The 23,583-nt window shown below is 64.1% G+C and carries 21 protein-coding genes, 2 tRNA genes and 1 pseudogene; 17 read left to right on the top strand and 7 right to left on the bottom strand.

Annotated elements, in window-relative coordinates:
* Positions 1-33 precede the first annotated feature (33 nt).
* The 10 genes from BBJ41_RS04750 (at position 34) to BBJ41_RS04705 (ending at position 10,584) form a co-directional block, all read left to right on the top strand.
* A complete protein-coding gene (locus tag BBJ41_RS04750; RefSeq protein ID WP_069745525.1) occupies positions 34-2,268 on the top strand; it encodes a RelA/SpoT family protein in 2,235 nt (744 codons plus the stop codon).
* Between the two features lie 85 nt (positions 2,269-2,353).
* Positions 2,354-2,430 (top strand) — tRNA-Val (locus BBJ41_RS04745).
* 271 nt (positions 2,431-2,701) lie between these two features.
* A complete protein-coding gene (gene thrS / locus BBJ41_RS04740) occupies positions 2,702-4,609 on the top strand; it encodes a threonine--tRNA ligase (RefSeq protein ID WP_069745524.1) in 1,908 nt (635 codons plus the stop codon).
* Positions 4,610-4,658: 49 nt separating this feature from the next.
* Complete coding sequence (gene infC / locus BBJ41_RS04735; RefSeq protein WP_080599380.1) at positions 4,659-5,183, top strand: translation initiation factor IF-3; 525 nt, start codon at positions 4,659-4,661, stop codon at positions 5,181-5,183.
* A gap of 190 nt (positions 5,184-5,373) precedes the next feature.
* A complete protein-coding gene (rpmI, locus tag BBJ41_RS04730) occupies positions 5,374-5,571 on the top strand; it encodes a 50S ribosomal protein L35 (RefSeq protein ID WP_004191477.1) in 198 nt (65 codons plus the stop codon).
* Between the two features lie 30 nt (positions 5,572-5,601).
* Positions 5,602-5,961, top strand: coding sequence for a 50S ribosomal protein L20 (gene rplT, locus BBJ41_RS04725; RefSeq protein WP_004192938.1), 360 nt, complete (start codon positions 5,602-5,604; stop codon positions 5,959-5,961).
* Between the two features lie 149 nt (positions 5,962-6,110).
* Positions 6,111-7,124, top strand: a complete 1,014-nt coding sequence (gene pheS, locus BBJ41_RS04720) for a phenylalanine--tRNA ligase subunit alpha (protein WP_059234715.1) — start codon at positions 6,111-6,113, stop codon at positions 7,122-7,124.
* Positions 7,125-7,220: 96 nt separating this feature from the next.
* Positions 7,221-9,650 (top strand): phenylalanine--tRNA ligase subunit beta, encoded by a 2,430-nt coding sequence (gene pheT / locus BBJ41_RS04715; protein ID WP_069745523.1) that lies wholly within the window; start codon positions 7,221-7,223, stop codon positions 9,648-9,650.
* Positions 9,651-9,722: 72 nt separating this feature from the next.
* Positions 9,723-10,109: an integration host factor subunit alpha gene (locus BBJ41_RS04710; protein WP_006486093.1), complete on the top strand. Its 387-nt coding sequence runs from the start codon at positions 9,723-9,725 to the stop codon at positions 10,107-10,109.
* A 61-nt stretch (positions 10,110-10,170) separates the two neighbouring features.
* Positions 10,171-10,584 (top strand): MerR family transcriptional regulator, encoded by a 414-nt coding sequence (locus tag BBJ41_RS04705; RefSeq protein WP_069745522.1) that lies wholly within the window; start codon positions 10,171-10,173, stop codon positions 10,582-10,584.
* A gap of 81 nt (positions 10,585-10,665) precedes the next feature.
* Here the strand turns inward: BBJ41_RS04705 and BBJ41_RS04700 are convergent, their stop codons facing one another.
* A complete protein-coding gene (locus BBJ41_RS04700) occupies positions 10,666-12,876 on the bottom strand; it encodes a hypothetical protein (protein WP_069747587.1) in 2,211 nt (736 codons plus the stop codon).
* Between the two features lie 348 nt (positions 12,877-13,224).
* Positions 13,225-14,103, bottom strand: coding sequence for a tyrosine-protein phosphatase (locus tag BBJ41_RS04695; RefSeq protein ID WP_069745521.1), 879 nt, complete (start codon positions 14,101-14,103; stop codon positions 13,225-13,227).
* A gap of 333 nt (positions 14,104-14,436) precedes the next feature.
* On the opposite strand from BBJ41_RS04695, the gene BBJ41_RS04690 reads away from it, so the two are divergent.
* The 4 genes from BBJ41_RS04690 to BBJ41_RS04675 all read left to right on the top strand — a co-directional run bounded on the left by BBJ41_RS04690 (position 14,437) and on the right by BBJ41_RS04675 (position 17,584).
* Positions 14,437-15,150, top strand: coding sequence for a class I SAM-dependent methyltransferase (locus BBJ41_RS04690; RefSeq protein ID WP_069745520.1), 714 nt, complete (start codon positions 14,437-14,439; stop codon positions 15,148-15,150).
* Between the two features lie 160 nt (positions 15,151-15,310).
* Positions 15,311-15,387 (top strand) — tRNA-Pro (locus tag BBJ41_RS04685).
* Positions 15,388-15,527: 140 nt separating this feature from the next.
* On the top strand, positions 15,528-16,739 hold the full coding sequence (gene bamC, locus BBJ41_RS04680; RefSeq protein WP_069745519.1) for an outer membrane protein assembly factor BamC: 1,212 nt from the start codon (positions 15,528-15,530) through the stop codon (positions 16,737-16,739).
* A gap of 554 nt (positions 16,740-17,293) precedes the next feature.
* Positions 17,294-17,584 carry a putative quinol monooxygenase gene (locus BBJ41_RS04675; protein ID WP_069745518.1) on the top strand — a complete coding sequence of 97 codons (291 nt, stop codon included), beginning with the start codon at positions 17,294-17,296 and terminating at the stop codon, positions 17,582-17,584.
* 44 nt (positions 17,585-17,628) lie between these two features.
* On the opposite strand, the gene BBJ41_RS04670 is transcribed toward BBJ41_RS04675, so the two are convergent.
* The 3 genes from BBJ41_RS04670 to BBJ41_RS04660 all read right to left on the bottom strand — a co-directional run bounded on the left by BBJ41_RS04670 (position 17,629) and on the right by BBJ41_RS04660 (position 19,239).
* Positions 17,629-17,886, bottom strand: a complete 258-nt coding sequence (locus BBJ41_RS04670) for a hypothetical protein (protein WP_034184019.1) — start codon at positions 17,884-17,886, stop codon at positions 17,629-17,631.
* Positions 17,887-18,022: 136 nt separating this feature from the next.
* Positions 18,023-18,301, bottom strand: coding sequence for a hypothetical protein (locus BBJ41_RS04665; protein ID WP_011351789.1), 279 nt, complete (start codon positions 18,299-18,301; stop codon positions 18,023-18,025).
* 221 nt (positions 18,302-18,522) lie between these two features.
* Positions 18,523-19,239 carry a YdcF family protein gene (locus BBJ41_RS04660; RefSeq protein WP_069745517.1) on the bottom strand — a complete coding sequence of 239 codons (717 nt, stop codon included), beginning with the start codon at positions 19,237-19,239 and terminating at the stop codon, positions 18,523-18,525.
* Between the two features lie 157 nt (positions 19,240-19,396).
* On the opposite strand from BBJ41_RS04660, the gene BBJ41_RS04655 reads away from it, so the two are divergent.
* Entirely contained in the window at positions 19,397-19,714 is a 318-nt protein-coding gene (locus tag BBJ41_RS04655; RefSeq protein WP_006495354.1) for a hypothetical protein, read from the top strand.
* Between the two features lie 194 nt (positions 19,715-19,908).
* Here BBJ41_RS04655 and BBJ41_RS41500 read toward each other — a convergent pair whose 3' ends face one another.
* A complete protein-coding gene (locus BBJ41_RS41500) occupies positions 19,909-20,160 on the bottom strand; it encodes a hypothetical protein (protein ID WP_083281802.1) in 252 nt (83 codons plus the stop codon).
* A gap of 202 nt (positions 20,161-20,362) precedes the next feature.
* Positions 20,363-20,758 (bottom strand): annotated as a pseudogene (locus BBJ41_RS04645) (transposase); the annotation flags it as partial.
* Between the two features lie 431 nt (positions 20,759-21,189).
* Here BBJ41_RS04645 and BBJ41_RS04640 point away from each other — a divergent pair.
* Positions 21,190-22,092, top strand: coding sequence for a LysR family transcriptional regulator (locus BBJ41_RS04640; RefSeq protein WP_069745515.1), 903 nt, complete (start codon positions 21,190-21,192; stop codon positions 22,090-22,092).
* Between the two features lie 75 nt (positions 22,093-22,167).
* Positions 22,168-23,379: a pyridoxal phosphate-dependent aminotransferase gene (locus tag BBJ41_RS04635; protein WP_069745514.1), complete on the top strand. Its 1,212-nt coding sequence runs from the start codon at positions 22,168-22,170 to the stop codon at positions 23,377-23,379.
* The last annotated feature ends 204 nt before the right edge of the window (positions 23,380-23,583 follow it).

Genomic DNA, 23,583 nt, shown 5'->3' with positions numbered 1-23,583 from the left:
CTTCGCGATGATCGTATTCCGCCAGGCCGTGCAATGACCGAGTCCGTTTCCGCTTCCACCGTCGCCGCGCCGTCGTTCGACGACGTGCTCGCGTTCGTGCGCGAGCGGGCCGGCGACGTGCGACTGTCGTCCGGCGAACTGCTCGCCGATCACTCGGCGGGCACGGCGGCGATCATGCGCACGCTGAACGTCGATCCGTCCGCGATGCAGGCCGCCGCGCTGTTCGTGCTGACGCCGCATCTGAGCGACCCCGAGCGCGAGCTGACCGAGCGTTTCGGCGAAGAGGTGGCGCGGCTCGTGTCCGACGTGCGCAAGCTGTTGCGGCTCGGCACCGTCAGCCTGCGCGCCGCGCAGAATGCGGTGCCCGACGTGGGGCGCGACGCGGCGGAAGAGCGGCGCACGCAGATCGAGGCGCTGCGCAAGATGCTGCTCGCGTTCGCGCAGGACATCCGCGTGGTGCTGATCCGGCTTGCGTCGCGGTTGCAATCGCTGCGTTACTACGCGGCCGCGAAGATCGACCCGCCGCCCGATGTCGCGCGCGAGACGCTCGAGATCTACGCGCCGCTCGCGAACCGTCTCGGTATCTGGCAACTGAAGTGGGAGCTCGAGGATCTCGCGTTCCGCTTCGAGGATCCCGTCACCTACAAGCGAATCGCGAAGCTGCTCGACGAGAAGCGCATCGAGCGCGAAGCGTATGTCAAGCAGGCGATCGAGCGGCTGCAGCACGAGCTGGCGGAAGTGAACATCCAGGCCGACGTGAGCGGCCGGCCGAAACATATCTACAGCATCTGGCGCAAGATGCGCGGCAAGGAGCTCGACTTCTCCGAGCTGTACGACGTGCGCGCGTTCCGCGTGATCGTGCCCGACATCAAGGATTGCTACGCGGTGCTCGGCATCGTGCATCACCTGTGGCAGCCGGTCCCGAAGGAGTTCGACGACTACATCTCGCGGCCGAAGCCGAACGGCTACAAGTCGCTGCATACGGTCGTGATCGGCGACGATGGTCGCGCGTTCGAAGTGCAGATCCGCACGCAGGAGATGCACCGTTTCGCAGAGTACGGCGTTGCCGCGCACTGGCGTTACAAGGAAGCCGGCGCGCGCGGCTATGGCGGCCAGTTCTCGGCGAGCGACAAGTACGACGAGAAGATCGCGTGGCTGCGCCAGTTGCTGGCGTGGAAGGACGACGTCGAGGACGGCACCGAGGTGTCGGGCGACCAGGCGTGGGCGCAATTGCGCGAGACGTCGCTCGACGACGATCACATCTATGTGCTGACGCCGCAGGCGCGCGTGATCGCCTTGCCCCAGGGCGCGACGCCGGTCGATTTCGCGTACCACCTGCACAGCGAGCTTGGCCACCGCTGCCGCGGCGCGCGCGTCGACGGCGTGATGGTGCCGTTGAACACGTCGCTCGCGAACGGCCAGACGGTCGAGATCGTCGCGGTGAAGGAGGGCGGGCCGTCGCGCGACTGGCTGAACGTGCAGCTCGGTTACCTGAAGAGCCCGCGCGCGCGTCAGAAGGTGCGCGCGTGGTTCAACTCGATCGAACAGGAAGAAAACGTCGCGTATGGCCGGGCGCTCGTCGAAAAGACGCTGCAGCGCGAAGGCAAGACGTCGGTCAATCTCGACAACCTCGCCGCGAAGCTCGGCTTCAAGTCGCCCGAGGAATTGTTCTCGGTTGTCGGCAAGGAAGAATTCAGCCTGCGCAACGTCGAGCACGCGCTGTCCGATGCGCCGCCGCCCGAGCCGGCGCCGGAAGCGCCTGCCGATTTCGAGAAGCGCAGCAGCGGCGCGAGCGTCGCGCACGGCGCGTCGACCGGCGTGCTGGTGGTGGGGGTCGATGCGCTGCTGACGCAGCTCGCGCGCTGCTGCCGTCCGGCGCCGCCCGATCCGATCAGCGGCTTCGTTACGCGCGGCAAGGGCATGTCGATTCACCGCAGCGATTGCCCGACGTTCCGCCGGATGGTCGAGCGTGCGCCGGAACGCGTGCTGCAGACGACCTGGTCGGCCGACGTGCTGGGCGGGCGCGGCGTGTCCGTCTATCCGGTCGACCTGATGATCGAGGCAAGCGACCGGCAAGGGCTGCTGCGCGACATCTCCGAAGTGTTCGCACGCGAAAAGCTGAACGTGGTGGGCGTGAAGACGCAGAGCCGCCGCAACGCGGCATTCATGCAGTTCACGGTCGAGGTGTCGAATTCGGCACAGGTGCAGCGCGCCTGTACGCTGCTCGGCGAGGTACAGGGCGTCGTGCGGGCCGGCCGGAAAGCGTGATGGGGTTGGAACGCCGTTATTTTGCTGCGACCGCATAAAAACGCTTGCCAAACGAGTAACAGCTCCATATAATTTCAGCTTCTTTAGGCTCGTAGCTCAGCTGGTTAGAGCACCACCTTGACATGGTGGGGGTCGTTGGTTCGAGTCCAATCGAGCCTACCAACGAATTGAGAATGCCTGGTCCCCGGGTGTTCGATGCAGTAAATAACTCAACGCAAACAAGGCGAATACGGTTATGGCACCGCGAACGTTGACCGAAACCTTTTCGGAGCGACGCTAGTCGAGGAACGTTTTCGCCCTTTCTGTTTGAGTGAAGTATCGAATGCGGCCCCTCGAAAGCGGGGCCGCATTTTTTTTGTCGCGAAATTTTCGCGCGTGACTTTTATATCGCGTGCTTGGTCTGCCGCCCACTGTCGGCATCACGGAGATTGCTATGGTTTCGATACGCTTGCCTGACGGCTCAGTTCGACAATACGAGCATCCGGTGACAGTTGCCGAGGTTGCAGCCTCGATCGGTCCCGGCCTTGCGAAGGCTGCGCTTGGTGGCAAGCTCGACGGCGAGCTCGTCGATACGTCCACGGTGATCGACCGCGACGCGTCGCTCGCCATCGTCACGGACAAGGACGCCGACGGCCTCGACATCATCCGTCACTCGACTGCGCACTTGCTTGCGTACGCCGTGAAGGAGCTGTATCCGGACGCGCAGGTGACGATCGGCCCGGTGATCGACAACGGTTTCTATTACGACTTCTCGTATAACCGCCCGTTTACGCCGGAAGATCTGGAGAAGATCGAAAAGCGCATGCAGGAGCTCGTGAAGAAAGACGAGCCCGTGACGCGCCGTGTCGTGTCGCGTGATGAGGCTGCAGGCTACTTCCGCAGCATCGGCGAGAAGTACAAGGCCGAGATCATCGAGTCGATTCCGCAAAGCGACGAGATCAAGCTCTATTCGCACGGCGGTTTCACGGATCTGTGTCGCGGCCCGCACGTGCCGTCGACGGGCAAGCTGAAGGTCTTCAAGCTGATGAAGGTCGCGGGCGCGTACTGGCGCGGCGACTCGAAGAACGAACAGCTGCAGCGCATCTACGGTACGGCCTGGACGAAGAAGGAAGACCAGGATCAGTACCTGCACATGCTGGAGGAAGCGGAAAAGCGCGACCACCGCAAGCTCGGCAAGCAGCTCGACCTGTTCCACATGCAGGAAGAGTCGCCGGGCATGGTGTTCTGGCATCCGAAGGGCTGGGCGCTGTGGCAGCAGGTCGAGCAGTACATGCGCCGCCGCGTGAACGAGGCCGGCTATCAAGAGATCAAGACGCCGATGATCATGGACCGCTCGCTGTGGGAGGCGTCGGGCCATTGGCAGAACTACCGCGAGAACATGTTCACGACGGAGTCGGAGAAGCGTGATTACGCGATCAAGCCGATGAACTGCCCGGGGCACGTCCAGGTGTTCAAGCACGGCCTGCGCTCGTACCGCGACCTGCCGCTGCGTTATGCGGAATTCGGCTCGTGCCACCGCAATGAAGCATCGGGTGCGCTGCACGGCCTGATGCGCGTGCGTGGCTTCGTGCAGGACGATGCGCACATCTTCTGTACGGAAGACCAGATCATTGCCGAGTCGATCGCGTTCAACAAGCTCGCGATGAGCGTGTACAAGGATTTCGGCTTCGACCACATCGACATCAAGCTGTCGCTGCGTCCGGAGCAGCGCATGGGTTCCGACGAAACGTGGGATCGTGCCGAGCAGGGGCTGCGTGAAGCGCTGACGGCGTGCGGCCTCCAGTGGGAGGAGCTGCCGGGCGAGGGTGCGTTCTACGGTCCGAAGATCGAGTACCACATCAAGGATGCGCTCGGCCGTTCGTGGCAGTGCGGCACGCTGCAGCTCGACATGATGCTGCCGGAGCGCCTCGGCGCCGAGTACGTGGCGGAAGACAACAGCCGCCGCCGGCCCGTGATGCTGCACCGTGCGATCGTCGGTTCGATGGAGCGATTCCTCGGTATTCTGATCGAGCACCATGCTGGTGCGATGCCGGTTTGGCTCGCACCGTTCCAGGCAATTGTGCTGAATATCGCCGAAAGTCAGGCCGAATATGCGCAGTCTCTGGCCCAATCGTTGCAAAAACAAGGGGTTAGAGTGTCGGCCGATTTGCGCAACGAGAAGATTAGCTATAAAATACGCGAGCACACGCTGGAAAAGGTGCCTTATCTCCTCGTCGTGGGCGATAAGGAGCGTGATGCGCAAACGGTAGCCGTGCGTGCCCGTGGCGGCGTCGATCTTGGCGTTATGCCGGTCGAAGCCTTCGTTGAGCGTCTGCAGGAAGACCTGCGCTCGTTCAAGTAACCGCCCTGGCAGCGCGGCTCGTTTTTTTAATTTTTAGAGGAAACGTAACATCGCTACTGATAAGTCGTCGCATCGCATCAACGGTGAAATCACTGCGCCGGAAGTGCGTCTGGTCGGGCTCGAGAACGAACCGCTCGGTATCGTAAAACTCGCTGATGCTTTCCGTAAATCGGAAGAACTGGATGTAGACCTGGTGGAAATCGCCCCGCAGGCGGTTCCCCCGGTGTGCCGCCTGATGGACTACGGCAAGTTCAAGTATCAGGAGTCCAAGAAGCAGCACGAAGCCAAGCTGAAGCAGAAGGTCATCCAGGTCAAGGAAGTCAAGTTCCGCCCGGGTACCGATGACGGGGATTACAACGTCAAGCTTCGCAACCTCGTGCGCTTCCTCGAAGAGGGCGACAAGACGAAGATCACGTTGCGTTTCCGCGGCCGTGAAATGGCTCACCAGGAGATCGGCATGCGGATGCTTGAGCGTCTGCGCACGGATCTCGAGGAAGTCGGTCAGGTCGAGCAGATGCCGAAGATGGAAGGGCGCCAGATGATCATGGTGCTCTCGCCGAAGAAAAAGAAGTAACGGGCCCGCGCGCTGGTCGCGCAGGTTCGACAGTGGTTCGGCGCGTTGCCCGGTCAGGGCGGCGTGCCAACAATGACGGCGGCTGCGCAAGCGGTTCGCCGTACACAAGTGGACTGGGTTTCGAAGGGCGGGTCAAGGGCGCAAGCCAACCGCACACCCATCGCCATCTAATAAACTGGAGTTGTTCGTCATGCCTAAGATGAAGACCAAGAAGAGCGCTGCAAAGCGCTTCGTGGTGCGTCCGGGCGGTACCGTCAAGCGCGGTCAAGCCTTCAAGCGCCACATCCTGACCAAGAAAACCACGAAGAACAAGCGTCACCTGCGCGGCGCAACGGCAGTTCATGATTCCGATCTGAACTCCGTCCGCGCGATGCTGCCGTTCGCGTAACCCCTCAATCGATACTCAAAGGAGAGAAACATGCCTCGAGTCAAACGTGGGGTAACCGCACGGGCCCGTCACAAGAAGATCATCAACCTGGCCAAGGGTTATCGCGGTCGCCGCAATAACGTCTACCGCATCGCCAAGCAGGCGGTGATGCGCGCTGGTCAGTACGCTTATCGCGATCGTCGCAACAAGAAGCGTGTGTTCCGCGCACTGTGGATCACGCGTATCAACGCGGCGGTTCGTCAGCACGACATGACCTACAGCGTGTTCATCAACGGCCTGAAGAAGGCGTCGATCGAACTCGACCGTAAGGTGCTGGCTGACATGGCGGTGTTCGACAAGGCTGCTTTTGCTGCGATCGTCAAGCAGGTGAAAGCCGCCGTTGCAGCCTAATTGCGAAATTAGCACTGCGTGGTTAGTTGCAGCGATGTCCCGGTAGTCTCGGCCGCTGCAACGAAAACGGGGCTCTTCCGAGCCCCTTTTTTGTTTGGTGGAGCGATTTCGCTCGCCAAGACCGAATGACGTTGGAAATGATGGGATCTATGGATCTGGACCAGATTGTCGCCGACGCGCAGCAGTCCTTCGAACAGGCTGCCGACATCACCACGCTCGAAAACGAGAAAGCACGATTTCTCGGCAAGTCGGGTGCGCTGACCGAGTTGCTGAAGGGCCTCGGCAAGCTCGATCCCGAAACACGCAAGACCGAAGGCGCACGCATCAACGTCGTGAAGCAGCAGGTTGAGGCCGCGCTGACCGCCCGTCGCCAGGCACTGGCCGACGCGCTGCTGAATCAGCGCCTCACTGCCGAAGCGATCGACGTGACGCTGCCGGGTCGCGGCGCCGGTGCAGGCAGCCTGCACCCCGTGATGCGCACCTGGGAGCGGGTCGAGCAGATTTTCGGCTCGATCGGTTTCGATGTGGCTGACGGCCCCGAAATCGAGACCGACTGGTACAACTTCACGTCGCTGAACAGCCCGGAGAACCATCCGGCGCGTTCGATGCAGGACACCTTCTACGTCGAAGGCAAGGATGCCGACGGCCGCCAGCTGCTGCTGCGCACGCATACGAGCCCGATGCAGGTGCGTTACGCGCGCATGAACCGTCCGCCGATCAAGGTGATCGCGCCGGGCCGCACGTATCGCGTCGACAGCGATGCGACCCACTCGCCGATGTTCAATCAGGTCGAGGGGCTGTGGATCGACGAAAACATCAGCTTTGCCGATCTGAAGGGCGTCTACACCGATTTCCTGAAGAAATTCTTCGAGCGCGACGACATCCTCGTGCGCTTCCGTCCGTCGTATTTCCCGTTCACGGAACCGTCGGCCGAGATCGACATGATGTTCGAGCAAGGCAAGAATGCCGGCAAATGGCTCGAGATCTCCGGCTCGGGGCAAGTGCATCCGACCGTGATTCGCAACATGGGCCTCGATCCCGAGCGCTACATCGGCTTCGCGTTCGGCAGCGGCCTCGAGCGCCTGACGATGCTGCGCTACGGTGTCCAGGATCTCCGGCTGTTCTTCGAGAACGACCTGCGTTTCCTGCGCCAGTTCGCATAACGCCGCTCGCCGCGCCGACATGTGCCCGCGCACGCCCCGACGGACGATCCGACGGGGCCCGGGCGTCGATCTAACCTGTTTCGAACGTAGACATCCATGCAATTCCCTGAATCCTGGTTGAGAACCTTTGTCGACCCGCAGCTGACGACCGACGAACTGTCGCACGCGCTGACGATGGCGGGGCTCGAAGTCGAATCGCTGAGCAAGGCTGCGCCGCCGACGTCGAAGATCGTCGTCGGCCGCGTGCTCGAAGTCGTCAAGCATCCGGATGCGGACAAGCTCAATGTCTGCCAGGTCGACGCCGGCACCGGCGCGACGCTGAATATCGTCTGCGGCGCACCGAACGTGGCGCCCGGCATCAAGGTGCCGGTCGCGCTGGTCGGCGCGGAACTGCCGCCGGCGGAAGAGGGCGGCAAGCCGTTCGCGATCAAGCTGTCGAAGCTGCGCGGCGTGGAGAGCCAGGGGATGCTGTGCTCGGCGCGCGAGCTGAAGCTGTCCGAAGATCACAGCGGTTTGCTGGTCCTGCCGGAAGACACGCCGGTCGGTCAGGACATCCGCGAGACGCTCAATCTCGACGACACGATCTTCGAAATCAAGCTGACGCCGAACAAGGCCGACTGCCTGTCGGTGTTCGGTATCGCGCGCGAGACGGCCGCGATCACCGGCGCACCGCTGACGCCGGTCGATATCCGCCCGGTGCGCGTCGAACTCGACGAGACGCTGCCGGTGCGCATTGCCGCGCCCGATCTGTGCGGCCGCTTCTCGGGTCGCGTGATCCGCGGCGTGAACGCGCATGCAAAGACGCCGCAATGGATGGTCGAGCGCCTCGAGCGTTCGGGCCAGCGCAGCGTGTCGGCGCTCGTCGACATCTCGAACTACGTGATGTTCGAGCTCGGCCGCCCGTCGCACGTGTTCGATCTCGACAAGATCCACGGCGGTATCGAGGTGCGTTGGGGCAAGCGCGGCGAATCGCTGAAGCTGCTCAACGGCAACACGGTCGAACTCGATGAAACGGTCGGCGTGATTTCGGACGACCAGCAGGTTGAGAGCCTGGCCGGCATCATGGGCGGCGACAGCACGGCCGTCACGCTCGACACGACCAACATCTATCTGGAAGCCGCGTTCTGGTGGCCGGACAGCATCCGCGGCCGCGCGCGCAAGTACAACTTCTCGACCGATGCGGCGCATCGTTTCGAGCGCGGCGTCGATTACGCGACGACCGTCGAGCACGTCGAGCGCATCACACAGCTGATCCTCGAGATCTGCGGTGGCAAGGCCGGCCCGGTCGACGACCAGTCCGTGAACCTGCCGCAGCGCGCGCCGGTGAAGATGCGCGTGTCGCGCGCGAACCGCATCATCGGCGTGAAGATCGGCGCCGACGAGATCGCGAGCATCTTCACGCGCCTCGCCCTGCCGTTCGAGCGCGAAGAGGATGCGTTCCTCGTCACGCCGCCGTCGCACCGCTTCGACATCGAGATCGAGGAAGACCTGATCGAGGAAGTGGCGCGCATTTACGGTTTCGAGAAGATCCCGGCGCGTCCGCCGGTCGCGACGAGCGAAATGCGCGCGACCAACGAGACGCGGCGCTCGATCCACGACATCCGTCACGCGCTTGCCGCGCGCGACTACGCGGAAACCGTCAACTTCAGCTTCGTCGATGTGGAGTGGGAGCACGATTTCGCCGGCAACGACAACCCGATCCGGTTGCTGAATCCGATCGCGAGCCAGCTGTCGGTGATGCGCACGACGCTGTTCGGCAGCCTGATCGCCGTGCTGCGCCACAACCTGAACCGCCGCGCCGATCGCGTGCGCGTGTTCGAGTCGGGCCGCGTGTTCCTCGCCGATCCGTCGGTGAAGGCCGGCGAGCTGGCGGTCGAAGGTCATGCGCAGCCGAAGCGTGTCGGCGCGCTCGCCTACGGTCCGGCGCTCGACGAGCAGTGGGGCGTGGCGACCCGTGCGGTCGATTTCTTCGACGTGAAGGGCGATCTCGAGGCGCTGCTCGCCCCCGCGGCCGCGCGCTTCGTGAAGGCGGAGCATCCGGCCCTCCATCCGGGCCGCAGCGCGCGTATCGAGGTCGATGGCCGCGCGGTTGGCTGGATCGGCGAACTGCACCCGCGCCTGATGCAGAAGTACGAGCTGCCGCACGCGCCGGTGATGTTCGAAATCGATGCGGATGCGCTGATCGCACGCGCGCTGCCGGCGCCGACCGACGTGTCGAAATTCCCGCCGGTCCGCCGCGATATCGCCGTTGTCGTCGATCAGGCGGTCGAGGTTCAGGCACTTTTCGACGAAATGAAGAAGGCGCTCGCCGAAGAGGCCTGCCGATTCGTTCAGAAGGTTGTACTCTTCGACGAATTTCGTGCAAAATCAAATACTTCCGGTGGTCTTGCCGCACACGAGAAGAGCCTTGCCTTCCGCGTGACGCTGCAGGACGCGGCTGGCACGCTACAGGACGAGGTCGTCGATCAGGCGATCCAGACGCTTGTCGAGCGGATGGCTCGTACTGGAGCGCGCCTGCGCGGCTAAGGAGAGGGTCCGCCCGTTCGCGGGCGGCTTTTTCCCATCGTAAGTTTTGATTTAACGCGCTGTATGGCAGATATGAACGACATGACCTCGAGTGAATTCGAAGCCCTCCTGACGGCGCAACGCAGCGCCATGAACCGCGACGCTTCGGCGCCGGCGTCCACCGAGACGCCCACGCTGACGAAGGCGGAGCTGGCGGAGCTGCTGTTCGACAGCGTCGGGCTGAACAAGCGTGAAGCGAAGGACATGGTCGAGGCGTTTTTCGAAGTGATCCGCGACGCGCTCGAAAACGGCGAAAGCGTCAAGCTGTCGGGGTTCGGCAACTTCCAGTTGCGCGACAAGCCTCAGCGTCCCGGCCGCAATCCGAAGACGGGCGAGGCGATTCCGATCGCGGCCCGTCGGGTGGTAACCTTCCACGCGAGTCAGAAGCTGAAGGCGCTGGTCGAAAACGGCGCGGAGTAAGCTCCGCGCGCTGACGTCTCCGCGCGGCCGCCGCGCACCCTTTACCGACGGTTAACCGACGATGACCACTACGGTTGAGAAAGTCGTCTTGCCTCCGATTCCCGCGAAGCGCTACTTCACGATCGGTGAAGTCAGCGAACTGTGCGGGGTCAAGCCGCATGTGCTGCGTTATTGGGAACAGGAATTCACTCAGCTGCGACCGGTGAAGCGGCGCGGCAATCGTCGGTATTACCAGCATCACGAGGTGCTGCTGATCCGGCGGATTCGCGAGTTGCTGTACGAGCAGGGGTTCACGATCAACGGTGCGCGCAACCGGCTCGATTCGCCGGGCGGCGCGCGCGCCGCGGCGGCGCCCGACGAACACGAGGTGCAGGCCGCCGACGCGCGCGCGGCCGGCAAGCCTGGCGCAACCGTCGATGTCGTTGCGTTGCGGCAGGCGCTGCTCGACGTGCTCGACGGACTGAAGCACGACTGAGCTCGAAGCGCGAATCATCCATTGAAAAGCCCGGTTGGCGAAGCGCCACCGGGCTTTTTTCATGCGCGTCGCACACGCGTGTCAGCGCGACGCAAGCGGATTCTTCTGTCCCATGTCGACGACCAGCGTGCCGTCCGGCAGCATCCGCACCGAGCCCTGGGCCACCTGGCTGCGGTAACCGTACAGGTCGAAACGCATCGGGCCGGTTTCGGCCGAATTCCGGATCAGCGCACGCACGTTCAGTTCGAGCACGTTGAACATCTTCATGTCGCCGCCTTCCATCCACATGTAGCTCGGCGCATCGATCTGCGGCCGCTTCGGGGCCGGCGCACCCGCCGCGCGTCGGAACGTCAGGCGCAGCCCGTCGCGCTCGACGGTCGCCTGCCCGAGCTTGCCGTTCAGCACCGGCGGCGGGAACACGGTGTACTGGTCGAGCACGAGCGTGTCGCCGCGCAGTTCCGCGCCGCGCCGCTGCAGCGGCGTCAACGAAGCGAGCTCGATGCCGAGCGAGCGCAGCAGCTTCGCCTGCGGAATGCCGAGCACCGACACCTGGGCCGGCTTGAACGCGAGGTGCCGGTCGTCGAGCACCGTGAGCGAGCCCTTCATGTCGGTCGGCAGCCAGACGCCCGGCACGTGATTCCACAGCTTGATGCCGCCCTGCACGCGCAGGTCCTGGCCGTCCGCGCTCAGTTGCAGGTCGTTCAGCGAACGCGGCGAGTAATCGAGCAGGTAGTTGTTGAAGAGCGCGGACATCGACTTCCACGACTCCACGACCGTGCCGCCGAGAATGCGGATGTCGTACTGGTTCGGATCGTCGAGATCGACGGGCTCGACGGGCCGCTTCGACACGAGTTCCACGTCGAGATCCTCGACGTGGAAGCCGATGTCGCCGGACAGGTTGAAGTCGACGTTGCGCAGATGGATCGTCGGGTTGCGGTTCGACACGTGCCGTTCGTTGAACGGCGTGGTCGACGAGCGCCGCATCGCGACCTTCTGCATGCCCGGCCGCACGGCGTCCGCTGCGAGCGCATAGGCCTCCCAGTGCTGGCGCACGTCGCGCAGCGCATTCTGCTGCGCCGACAGGAAGCTGTCGTTCAGGCGCGCGGCCGCGTTGCCGAGCAGCGCACCGCTGGCCGGGCCCGTGTACGAAGGCATCCGGATGGCCATCGCACCGCTTTCGTCGAAATTGAAATAGCCGGCCGACACCTGGTCGCGATAGTGATACAGGTCGAACACGAAATTCTGGTCGCGCTTCGTCGGATCGACCGGGCCGATCAGGATGTCCGCGTTCATCGGCATCGAGCGCATGAACTTCACGTCGCCGCCGCGAATGTACATCGCCTGCTGCGGGGCGTTCGCGGGCATCGCGAAGCCCGCATGCGTGCCGTCGTCGAGCGCGAGGTCGAGGCCGGCCGGCGTCACGCGCAGCGCGGTGATCGTGAGCTTCAGGCGCGGCGGCGGCATCAGCTTGTCGACCGACATCACGAGATCGTCGCCGGCGAGCCGGGCGATCGGGGTTTGCACTTTCAGCAGGTCGGCCATCTTCACGTTGGCCGCGCGCATTACCGGCTGCGCGTTGATGCCCGATACGCGCACGCCGGTCGGATGGAACACGAGCTGGTTGCCGTCGCGGATCGCGAGCGTGCCGGTCAGCGAGAACGGCACCCAGCCGTCGCGCTGCATCTCGCCCTGCAGGTGAATCACGCCGTCGCCGGCCGACACGGCCAGCTTGCGCAGCGGTGCGTCGCGGTAACCGAAGATGTAGGTGTTGAAGAGGGCGGTCAGCTTCGCGTTGTCGAGCGTGACCGTGCCTTCGTGCACGTCGATCTGGAAGCTCGTCGGATCGTCGAACACGATCGGTGCGCCCGGCTGCGTCGGCACGAGCGTCGCCGACAGCTGATGGATGAAGAAGCCGAGGTTGTTGACGATCCGGAAATCGACGTCGCGCAGGAACGTCATCGCGCCGTTCTGGCCCGAGTCGCGCAGCGTGAACGGGCGCGGTTGCGTGAGGCTGATCGACGCGAGCGACGGCACGGTGCGCGCGATCTGCTGTTCGCGGGCGAGGCGTTCGGCCTTTGTGCGTTCGAGCTTCGTCGACGCGACCGGCGTGTTGCCGTCGCGTTGCGCGACCGATTCCGCGCAACCGGCGCAGAGCAACGCGAGCGCAAGCGCGCCGCAACCGAATACGCGGGATGTCTTGTGCGAGACCGGGGCGGCCGCGCGTCGCGGGCCGGAAAACCAGCCGAGAATTGCCAAAGGCGAGCGATGGCCGCGCCGGACCGTATTCCGCATCGTCTGTCTCCATGTCTTGTCATGATCGACGGCGGCGCGCCAACGCACGGCGCGAGCGTCGATGCCGTGCAGTGTGTCATAGCGCGCTAGAGCGGCGTCACCAAACAACGGGCGGGCGGGCGGGGTGGGCTGGCGGGCTGCGGGACAATGGATTCGCGGTGGCCGGACGGCAGGTTCAAACGGTCGTTTGGTTTGTGCGGACGCTCGGTCGGCGTCTTTTACAGCGGCCGGGGAAACCCGCCGTCAGCCTTGGCCGGCGCGGGTTTCGCGCCGGGGTTGCGATGCGGCGGCCGAAGCGATCGAAGCCGGCGTACGATCCGGCCCCGTCGCGACTGCCGGTGGCGCCGGTCAGACCAGCATGTGCTGCCGGATCGCGTTCAGCGTGGCCTGGTCGAGTTGCAGGCCGTTGGCGATGTACGACGTCATCGAACCGTACGACGCCGTGGCCTGGTCGAATGCAGCCTGCAGATAGTCGGTGTGCGCACCCTGCAGCGCGGTCATCATGTCTGCGGCATCTTGCCCCCCGGCCTTTTGAGCCTGGGCGACAGAGGCCGCGATTGCCGATGCGCTGTAGACGTTGGTCAGCAGGTAGTCGGCGAGGATCGTTTGCTGGGAGATGCCGAGGATCGTGTGCAGAATGGCGGTCGCCCAGCCGGTGCGATCCTTCCCCGCGGTGCAGTGAAAGACCAGGGTGTCGCCCGAATCGGCGAAGCTGGTGAATAGCGCGTGATAGCTTGCGTGCGCGGTGTCGGACGTCACGAACGTGCGGTACATGCTCAGCATGAATGCGGTCGCGGTGGCGCCGGTGGTCGGAATCGGCTCGATACTGGCGGCCCCGAGCACGTTGAGGTTTTGCCAGGTGGCGCCGGCCAGCGGCACATCCGGTTGCGTCTTGATCTCGGCGGGCGTGCGCAGATCGTAGACCTGCCGGATGCCCAGCGTGCCGACCGTGGCGACGTCGGCGGCAGACAACGCGAGCGCGTTTGACCGATAGATCACGCCTTTCTTCATCGTCGCGCCGCTCGTCGTCACATAGCCGGTGCCGTCGGGGCCGGCCGTGTCGCGAAAGTTCGATGCCGAACTCAGCCGTGGCGTCGTGACCGGCGCGACCGAAATCGAATCACCTCCGCATGCCGACAGAAACGATGCGCTCCCCAGTGCCACGCCGATTGTGCCGGCGCCCAGCCGGAGAAAATGTCGACGGGAAATTTCGTTTTTCTGATGCATTCAATGCCCTTTGTCGGAGACTGTTACAAGAAGTCGCGACCGCGGTGGTGACCGAAGCCGCTTCCTGTCTTGCGCGCGACGCGGCAAAGCCGGGGCGGGCCGGATCGATCGGCGTGCAGTCGGACGGTTCGCCGTGCGCGTCGAATTCGCGCCGGGTAACCGCACGGTAGCGATCCGCGGCGTAGCGGCCATCGTCCTTTTCGACTAGGGATGAATGCGGGTTGCCCGTGAAAACCATGCATCGTTGACGGGTGCGATCGACAGTGGCGGCGAGTAAGATCGGCATCAATGGCTGTATCGATCAAAACACGTTGGCCATCACGGGGAATCGCCATGGATCTGAAGGAAGTCGACGTATTGGGTGCGGGTGCGGGCGATCACTGGTACTACGCGTCGAAGGCGAGCGCGATCCGTCGGTTCCTGGGCGCGTCGGACGCGAACCGGATACTCGATGTCGGCGCGGGCTCGGGCTTTTTCTCGAAGCATTTGCTGGAGCGCACGCGGGCAACCGAGGCGTGGTGTGTCGATACGAGCTACGCCGACGATACCGACGGGGAGACCGCCGGCAAGCCCATTCATTTTCGGCGGTCCGTCGAACGATTCGATGCCGATCTCGTTTTGCTGATGGATGTGCTCGAGCATGTCGACGACGATGTCGGGCTGCTGGCCCAGTACGTCGCGGGAGCGCCGCCGGGCAGCCGGTTCCTGATCACGGTTCCCGCGTTCCAGTTCCTCTGGAGCGGCCACGACGATTTTCTCGAGCACAAGCGCCGCTATACGCTCGCCGGCCTCGAGGAGGTGGTGCGTCGTGCGGGGCTCGACGTCGAGCGCGGCGCCTATTACTTCGGCTTCACGTTTCCGCTCGCGGCGGCGTTGCGGCTGGGCGAGCGGGCGCGCCGGCATCCGCGCGAGCCGGCGTCGCAATTGCGTCGGCACCATCCACTCGTCAACGGCGCGCTCAAGATGATCTGTCGTGCCGAGCTGCCGATGTTCCGGTTCAACCGCGTCGCCGGCCTGACGGTCATCTGCGTGGCACGCAATCGGTGAGCACGATGCGGATGCCGTGCGGTCGGCCCGCAGGCCGTGCCGGCATGTGCGTCGACACGCGAACCCGCACCGCCACGCCAAAAAATTTCACAAGAACATTCACAAAATGCATGCGACCCGATTCTAAATAGGGAAAGTGTCTGTTATACTTTTCTTCTTTCGGGGCGTAGCGCAGCCTGGTAGCGTACCTGCATGGGGTGCAGGTGGTCGGAGGTTCAAATCCTCTCGCCCCGACCAGACAAGAACCCGCGTCAGTTCAAGCTGACGCGGGTTTTTTCTTGCCGGTCGCTTTTTTGCACATCGCGGCGCGGCCCCGGTAAAATGCAAGGTTGATCCACGGAAAGCGCCGTGATTTAGCGGAAGAGGATTCCCCGAACATGACTGATCTTCGTCTTACCATGCGGTTCGCTGCAGTGCTCGCCACTGGCGCGCTCGTCGCCGGTTGCGGTACGTCGTCGCCCACGAAAGTGGACTACAAGAGCGATTCGAAATCGAAAGAAGCGTCGCTCGCAGTGCCGCCCAACATGCTCGACGAGACGGCCGATCAGCGTTCGCTGCCGCCCCAGGGCGGCGCGACTTCCCTGTCTGCGCTTCAGCAGGTCCAGCAGGCCGCGCCTGCGCTGGACACCGTCGCTCCGGCCGTGGCCGGCATGCATATCCAGCGCGACGGCACCGAGAGCTGGCTCGTGATCGACGGCAAGCAGCCTGCCGACATCTGGCCGCAGGTCCGCCGTTTCTGGCAGGAGCAGGGCTTCCTGCTCGTCGTCGACCAGCGCGACAAGGGCGTGATGGAAACCGACTGGAACGAAACCCATCCGCAGATCAACGATGGCCTGATCCGCAGCGTGATCTCGAAGGCGATGGGCAACTCGTACGTGACGGCCGAGCGCAACAAGTACCGTACGCGTCTCGATACGGCACCGAACGGCGGCACCTACGTGTTCATCAGCCAGAAGGGCATGCGCGAGGCGATCACCGGCGCGAACAACGATTCGAGCAAGTGGGAGCCGAAGCCGAACGATCCGGCGCTCGAGGCCGAATACCTGAAGCGGCTGATGGCCGTGCTTGCGCAGAACGAGCAGCGCGCGAAGAACGGCGAGCCGCCGATCGCGAACATCAAGGACAACACGCTGCCGAAGGACAAGAAGGCCGACGCCGACGCATCGTCGAAGGCTGCCGCCGCGATCGCCGCGCAGAACGTCACGCGCACGTCGGCGCAAGGCAACGATGCGGCCGACGCGGCTTCGGTGCCGTCCGAAGTCACGCTCGGCGAGCCGTACGACCGGTCGTGGCTGCACGTCGGTCTCGCGCTCGATCGCGCGAACTTCACGGTCGACGATCGCGATCGCACGAAGGGTCTGTATTTCGTGCGCTATGTCGACCCGAAGGATCTGAGCTCGGCCGAGCAGGGCTTCTGGAGCCAGCTGTTCCACGGCAAGAAGGAAAAGCAGGCGAAGCAGTACCGCGTCAACGTGAAGGCGCTTACGTCGGACCAGACGCGCATCGCGGTCGTCGACGATTCGGGTGCGATCGATACGTCGTCAGCGGCTCGCCAGATCATGGGGCTGCTCGTGAATCAGCTGCGCTGATCACACGCGTCTTCGCATCAATGAAAAGCCCGCCATTCGGCGGGCTTTTTTCATGGCCGCTCGCCGGCGCGTATGTGTGCGAAGGGTTCGGTCCCTCCTCGTGACGTTACGTAACATCCGCGCGTTACGGCGGCAGAACACGTGTCACATTGCCGTCGACGAAAAAATTGTCCTTTTAAATCAATGGCGTGATCTGTTTTCGATGCCTGGCACACAACCTGCTTTATATGTTGGAATTGTTAGAGCAGGGAGGATGACGTCAGATACCGGGTGCGCGCCGTGAGCGCCGAATCAACGGTATCGGCGTCTTCAAATGCCGGCGCGAAAAGCGCTGGCGCAACTGATGACGATCCGCGCCAGCGTGCGGATCTCGATGGCCCCGTCGCCTATCCTCGTAGGGCGACGGTTTCGCCCGCGCTTCTCTGAAGCGCGGGCTATTTTTTTGGGGCCGTCGTGTGGTGATGCATCGGCGTGGCCGATGCATGATGCGTGATGCGTGATGCGTGATGCGTGATTCGCGTATTCTCGGACTTTTCTGGATGAAGGAGTCGGGAATGGCGGAAATTGCAGTCGTGGCGTTGATCGTGGCAAAGCCGGGCACCGAGGAAAAGCTGCGTGCGGCGCTGGAAGGAATCGTCGAGCCGACCCGCAACGAAGCCGGCGCATTGCAATACGACCTGCATCGGGATCTGAAGGAGCCTGCGCGTTTCGTATTCGTCGAGCGCTGGGAGAGCGAGGAGGCGCTTGCCGCCCATGCGCGTTCCGCACACATTCTCGCTTATCGCGAAGCGGCCGCGGACTGGATCGAGCGTTCCGAAATCCGCGTGCTGTCGAAGCTCGTCTGAGCGGGGGGCGGGGGCGACCGGACGTGTCCGGTCGCGGCGGCGCGTCAGTGCGACGTGCCGGGTACGTCGAGGATCAGGATGATCGTCCAGTCGGCGTCGCCGTCGTGATGATACTGGCGCTCGGCAACGATGAACGGTTGCTGCTTGCCTTGCGGGCCGAGGAAGAGCACGTCGCCCTCCATCGGCAGGCACTCGATCGGCGGCAGTGCGAGAAACGCGTCGGCCGAGCCACGGGGCATCAGTTGCTTGATCTGGCGAGTGGCGGCTTCGGTCCACTCGATGTCGAGTTGAATGTTGCTCATGCTGTCCTCCGCACCGGGGTGCGCACGGGTGGAAAATTTCGGTGCGCGACTTTAGCACAGCGCGCAGGCGCCGCAACCAAAAAAGCCGAACCCGGTTGCCCGGATTCGGCTTTTTGCTTGTGCGGTGCCGCCGAACTTACTGGCTGGCAGCGTCTGCGGCCTTGGCAGCCTTCTTGCCGGCCTTCTTCGCAGCAGCCTTGTGGTGAGCAGCCTTCTTGCCGTGGTGATGCTCTTCCTGCATCGCCGGCTGTGCGGCTTCGGCCGCTTGCTGCTGCTGCAGGGCTTGCGCGCGCTGCTCGATCTCGGAGATCTTGGCCGGATCGGTAATCGTCTTGATTTCCGTGCTCTCTTGCGCATACGCTGCGCCAGTCAGCGCCGACATCGCTACCAGGATAGCCAGGGACGTCTTCTTCATTGCTTTACCTCCGCTAAGTGGTGATGAACCCGAGTGTTGCCGTTTTGTCTGGCGACTGCAATCGAGTGCGTGTCGAGTGTAACAAAAGTGACGGATCAATGTGCACCGGATCGCGGCGCAGCGCAAGGTCTCGTTGAAGTCGCGCAACACTTTGCGCACGTCGTCACGTGCTTGCCATCCTGGGCGGCACGGTCATTTCCGCTCCTGTTTCCGTGCAGCCGTCAGAACCACCCGAGCCATCGGTAAACGTGGAATTGCGCGATACCGACCAGTTCGTGCAGCGCTCGTTCGGCGTTGGCTACATTGCGCCAGCGTGGCAGCCAGCCCGTTTGTGCACGCCGGACGTTCGCATAAACAGGCTGCGGATCGATGCCGAAACGGTGGAAATCGAGCAATGCGCGGCGCATCTGGTAAGACGACGTGACGAGAATGCGCGCGTCGTCATACTGTGGGCGTAGTATAGACGCAGTGAATTTCGCATTTTCGTAGGTTGTGCGGCTGTTCGGTTCGAGTACGAGGTCGGCGGGCGCGACGCCTTCCGCGACGAGTCGGCGCCCGTACACGGCCGCCTCGGTTTCGCCGTGATGCTGCGGGTCGCCGCCCGACATCACCACGGTGCAGCGGTCGGCCTGCAGCCGGCACATGCGATAGAGCGCCGCAACCTTGTGGATGCGTGCGGCTCCGTCGGCGGGCGGTTGCAGCCCGGTGTCGGTGCGGCGCGTTCCCGCGCCGATGAGAATCAGCGTGGTGCGCCCGTGCATGTCGGGGCGTTCGACCGGCATAACGCCGGCCTCGCTCCAGGCAATGAGCGGCGCGGCGAGCCAGCCCGTCGCGAGCAGCCAGAACAGCGCAACGGCGGCGATCGAGATGAATCGTCGCCGCTTGCGGCAGAGCATGAAACAGATGAAGAGAAGTACAAATGAATCGAACAGAATCAATTTGATTGGGGTATGGTGTCTTTTTATGGACGGCTGATGATCCGGCCCTGACGCGACGCCGAACGTCGGCCCCCAGAATCGGTGGCGGAATCGGCGGGCGGAGACCCCGCCCGGCGCGCCGCTTCGCATTGTCGCTGCACTTTAAGAAAGAATCGAGATGGCCACGTATTCCAACGAAGCGGTGCTCGACGCATTGAGGCGAGTGCAGTACCGCCAGGTACCGTGGGCACGCCGCCCGGGCGTGTTCGAGTATCTCCGGTCGCTCGGGCTGATGGACACGGTCAGGCAGAAGACCGTTGCCCCCGCGCCGGGTTTTCACGCACCGGTCGATATCGCCGTGCTGACCGACAGCGGCCGAGCCGAATTTTCGCGTCTCGAGCGCGACGAAAAACTACTCTCCTGGACCGATCGCCGCATGGACGACTACGCATTGAGCGAAGCAAGCGCCGTGGCGATTCTCGAAAGCCGCCTGTAGCGGCGGACCCTCCCGCTCATGCGTTGCCGCGCGGGCCGGCGATGCCAAAAAAAAGCCCGTATCGCGAGGATACGGGCGTACCGGATACTTTTGCTGTTGCCACGCTGTGCTCATGGCAACGATGTGACTCGCCGCATGCGGCGCAGTTCCCGAAAGCGGGTATTTTCTTTGATGAAATCCTGAAATTCGCAGGACTACGGATGACGTGGCAGGTCGGACGGCTGCGAGCCGATGCGCGCCCGTGCGTTGCTGGCGATGTCGCCGCGCAAGTCGCCCCGCGGTACGGTCTGCCGGCTGGATTGCGCGGCGGACGGCGGCTGGCGGAGGTTATTCCGGTGATCCTGCTGGCGATGGGGCGGCTTCGTGCGATCGTCGGCGTGAGCTGGGGCGGTCAGCGCCAGGGAAATGACAATGCCGCATGCGACGAGCAGTGACATTGTTTTCATGGCGGGGGCTCCCTTCAAGCCGTCGACGCGGCCTGTTGATATATCGCTAAGGTAAGCGTGGGAGTGCAGGCTTGCTGTAAATAATGGTAAATAGATGTATCGCGGCACGACATTGGTAATCGACGGCAATGCGGGCGTCGGGATCGGGTCGCGACGCAGAAGCAAACCGGGCGGCCGAAGCCGCCCGATCGAGCATTCGTTACGCCATCTTGACGGGCGCGCGCCAGGATTCCGGATTGGTCCAGAAGGCGCCGCGCAGCCGGTCGCGGCTCGGCGGTGCCGGCGGCTTCGCAGCGCTTGCGCCGATGCGCCCGCGCAACGAAATCTGCCGGCCGCTCGTGCCGAGTCGCTTCACGATTTCGGCGAGCGTGCCGTCCGCCTGCCATTCGTCGAAACGACGGCGGCAGGTCGGCGGCGACGGATAGCGGCCCGGCAGCTTCGACCAGCCTTCACCCGTCGACAACACCCACAGCACGGCGTTCACCACCGAGCGGGCTTCCACGCGGGGACGGCCGCGCCGCTCACTCCGTGCTGGTTCCGAGCAAAACAGACCCTCGACCAGCGCCCACTCGTTATCTCTCAAATCGTCGAACAGCATCATGTCCTCACCTCAGCGAAGCTAACTCCGGTGCGCTGCCCTGCGCCGCGCACTCTTCAAGCACTCGATCGTCGAGTGCCGGGTGGGGGCGTCCGGTTGGCCGGCAGCGGCGTTTTTGCCTTTCCATCCGACGAAACCTGCGCCCTGTGCGCCAGGTAATGCACGAAGCGTGCCATGTCGGAGGCGAATCCCTCGAGAGCCGCTTGGCAGCGAGCTAACGGCTAAGTCAGCTAGGGGCGTATAAGACGCCAAAATAACCCGCCAGCAAATCGGGACAATCACCAATCTTGTGCAGTTCGCCCGCGCTACGTGCGTTTGCGTGTGTATTGCACCGCAGCGAAACATGTGCGGCAGGTGCGGGATTCGCACATCGAAGCCGGATTCGCGCATTAAAATCGCGCATTGATATCGACGATTAATGAGGTCAGGAGATGAACGTCACGCTTCGCCAGCTTCGCGTATTCATCGAGGTAGCGCGGCTCAAGAGCTTCAGTCGCGCGGGCGACGAGATCGGGCTCACGCAGTCCGCGGTCAGTCGCTGCGTGCGCGAGCTCGAGGCCGAGCTCGGGTTGAAGCTGATCGACCGGACGACGCGCGACGTGCAGTTGACCGACGTCGGCGCGAACCTGATCGCGAGCGTGTCGCGCCTGATCGACGATCTCGACGACACGCTGCGCGAGATTCGCGAGATCGGCGAGCAGCGCCGCGGGCGCGTGATCGTCGCGGCGAGCCCGACGATTGCATGCAGGCTGATGCCGCGCGTGGTGGCATCGTGCGAGCGCCAGTTCCCGTTCGTGACGCTCGGCCTGCGCGACGACGTGCAGAGCGACGTGCTGCGCAAGGTGAAGTCGAGCGAGGTCGATTTCGGTGTCGTGATCGGGCCGCTCGCGGTTGCCGATCTCGTCTGCGAGCCGCTGATGACCGACTCGTTCTGTCTTGTTGCGCGGGCCGACCATCCGCTCGCGGCGCGTACCGAGGTGCCGTGGACGGCGCTGGACGGCGAGCGCCTCGTGCTCCTCGATCACGCGTCGGGAAGCCGGCCGCTGATCGATGCCGCGCTGGCTGCCCATCAGGTCAACGCGACGGTCATGCAGGAGCTCGGGCATTCGGCGACCGTGTTCGGGCTCGTCGAGGCCGGCGTGGGCGTGAGCGTGCAGCCGTGGCTGTCGTTGCCGCTGCCGGCCGGCTCGACGCTCGTCGCGCGGCCGCTCACGCCGCGCACCGAGCGCACCGTCGAGCTGGTGCGCCGTCGCGACAGGTCGTTGTCGCCCGCTGCGCAGGCGATCTGGGAGCTCGTGCGGCAGATGCCGGCGAGGGCCGAGGATCTCGACTGACACGCGTCGACGTATGCCGGTCCAGCTTGCGGGTCGGTACACTACGCGGATCGTGTTCCTCGGCGGTGGCTCTCGATGACGCATTCCGCAGATTCTTTTTCGATGACCGGTGAGCCGGCGGCCCGCACCGTGGTGCATGCGCTGCGGCCGTCGCTGATCCGGGACGTGGCGAACGCCGGCTTCGGCGTGCCGGACATGCTGCCGTTCTGGTTCGGCGAATCCGATCGCGTGACGCCGGACTTCATCCGCGACGCCGCTGCGGCGGCGCTGCGCGACGGAGCGACCTTCTACACGCACAACCTCGGCACTGCGCCGCTGCGCGACGCGATCGCGGCTTACGTCAGCGCGCGTCACGGTGCGACGGCGGCCGACATGGTGGCCGTGACGAGTTCGGGCGTGAGCGCGCTGATGCTGGCCGCGCAGATGCTGGTCGGCCCGGGCGAGCGCGTCGTCGCGGTCACGCCGCTCTGGCCGAATCTCGTCGAAATTCCGAAGATCCTCGGTGCGCACGTCGAATGCGTGCCGCTCGGCTATGGCGGCGCGGGCTGGCAGCTCGATGTCGAACGGTTGCTCGCGGCGCTGACGCCCGGGACGCGGATGTTGCTGATCAACTCGCCGAACAATCCGACCGGCTGGACCATGTCGCGCGACGATCAGCGGGCCGTGCTCGCGCATTGCCGTCGTCACGGTATTTGGCTGGTTGCCGACGAGGTGTACGAGCGACTCGCGTTCGACGACGACGGCGCGCCGTCGTTTCTCGATATCGCGTCGCGCGACGAGCGGGTCGTTGTCGTGAACTCGTTCTCGAAGGCATGGGCGATGACGGGCTGGCGGCTGGGGTGGCTCGTTGCGCCGGCATCGGTGATGGGCGACCTGTCGAAACTCGTCGAATACAATACGTCGTGCGCGCCGGGTTTCGTGCAGGCCGCAGGCGAGGTTGCGCTGCGGGACGGCGAGCCGTTCGTGCGATCGTTCGTCGCGGCGCTGCGCGAAGCGCGCGATCACCTGGTCACCGCGCTGCGGACGCTGCGGACGCTGCCGGACGTCGAGGTCCAGCCTCCGCCGGGCGCGATGTACCTGTTCCTGCGTGTGCCGGGTGCGGCCGACAGCCTCACGTTCTGCAAGACGCTGGTGCGTGACGCGGGGCTGGGCCTTGCGCCCGGGCGCGCATTCGGCCCCGAGGGCGAAGGGTTCGTGCGCTGGTGCTACGCGTGCGATCCGGCCCGACTCGACGCGGGCGTCGAGCATCTGCGCCGGTTCCTTGCGCGCGGCGCGGCCGCCCGCTGAAGCAGGGCCGGAGCGGGTGCGGCGTCCTGGCGGCGGTCTGTTCGGCTCATCTTTACGCACCGGGCAATTTTGCGTAAGATGGCGTTCAGTCACGCGGCTCCGTCGTGAGTCGTGCTGTTCCGTCCGGTCTGGGCCTGGCCTGAAGTTGTTCGCCGCCCCCGGTTCGTGCTCCCATCAATATGACCGATCAGAATCGGGCGAGCG

This window comes from Burkholderia stabilis (assembly GCF_001742165.1).
In the GTDB taxonomy this organism is placed as follows: Bacteria; Pseudomonadota; Gammaproteobacteria; order Burkholderiales; family Burkholderiaceae; genus Burkholderia; species Burkholderia stabilis.
The sequence above is the reverse complement of the archived record's forward strand: the minus strand, read 5'-3'. Positions and strand labels throughout refer to the sequence as shown.

Bases quoted from the DNA above. Each gene is read 5' to 3' on its own strand.
- BBJ41_RS04675 (WP_069745518.1), top strand. From the start codon at position 17,294: ATGGCGGAAATTGCAGTCGTGGCGTTGATCGTGGCAAAGCCGGGCACC.
- BBJ41_RS04635 (WP_069745514.1), top strand. From the start codon at position 22,168: ATGACGCATTCCGCAGATTCTTTTTCGATGACCGGTGAGCCGGCGGCC.
- BBJ41_RS04710 (WP_006486093.1), top strand. From the start codon at position 9,723: ATGAACGACATGACCTCGAGTGAATTCGAAGCCCTCCTGACGGCGCAA.
- BBJ41_RS04700 (WP_069747587.1), bottom strand. From the start codon at position 12,876: ATGCGGAATACGGTCCGGCGCGGCCATCGCTCGCCTTTGGCAATTCTC.
- BBJ41_RS04640 (WP_069745515.1), top strand. From the start codon at position 21,190: ATGAACGTCACGCTTCGCCAGCTTCGCGTATTCATCGAGGTAGCGCGG.
- BBJ41_RS04670 (WP_034184019.1), bottom strand. From the start codon at position 17,886: ATGAGCAACATTCAACTCGACATCGAGTGGACCGAAGCCGCCACTCGC.
- BBJ41_RS04750 (WP_069745525.1), top strand. From the start codon at position 34: ATGACCGAGTCCGTTTCCGCTTCCACCGTCGCCGCGCCGTCGTTCGAC.
- BBJ41_RS04665 (WP_011351789.1), bottom strand. From the start codon at position 18,301: ATGAAGAAGACGTCCCTGGCTATCCTGGTAGCGATGTCGGCGCTGACT.
- rpmI (WP_004191477.1), top strand. From the start codon at position 5,374: ATGCCTAAGATGAAGACCAAGAAGAGCGCTGCAAAGCGCTTCGTGGTG.
- BBJ41_RS04705 (WP_069745522.1), top strand. From the start codon at position 10,171: ATGACCACTACGGTTGAGAAAGTCGTCTTGCCTCCGATTCCCGCGAAG.
- BBJ41_RS41500 (WP_083281802.1), bottom strand. From the start codon at position 20,160: ATGAAAACAATGTCACTGCTCGTCGCATGCGGCATTGTCATTTCCCTG.
- BBJ41_RS04690 (WP_069745520.1), top strand. From the start codon at position 14,437: ATGGATCTGAAGGAAGTCGACGTATTGGGTGCGGGTGCGGGCGATCAC.
- pheT (WP_069745523.1), top strand. From the start codon at position 7,221: ATGCAATTCCCTGAATCCTGGTTGAGAACCTTTGTCGACCCGCAGCTG.
- thrS (WP_069745524.1), top strand. From the start codon at position 2,702: ATGGTTTCGATACGCTTGCCTGACGGCTCAGTTCGACAATACGAGCAT.
- rplT (WP_004192938.1), top strand. From the start codon at position 5,602: ATGCCTCGAGTCAAACGTGGGGTAACCGCACGGGCCCGTCACAAGAAG.
- BBJ41_RS04655 (WP_006495354.1), top strand. From the start codon at position 19,397: ATGGCCACGTATTCCAACGAAGCGGTGCTCGACGCATTGAGGCGAGTG.
- bamC (WP_069745519.1), top strand. From the start codon at position 15,528: ATGACTGATCTTCGTCTTACCATGCGGTTCGCTGCAGTGCTCGCCACT.
- pheS (WP_059234715.1), top strand. From the start codon at position 6,111: ATGGATCTGGACCAGATTGTCGCCGACGCGCAGCAGTCCTTCGAACAG.
- BBJ41_RS04695 (WP_069745521.1), bottom strand. From the start codon at position 14,103: ATGCATCAGAAAAACGAAATTTCCCGTCGACATTTTCTCCGGCTGGGC.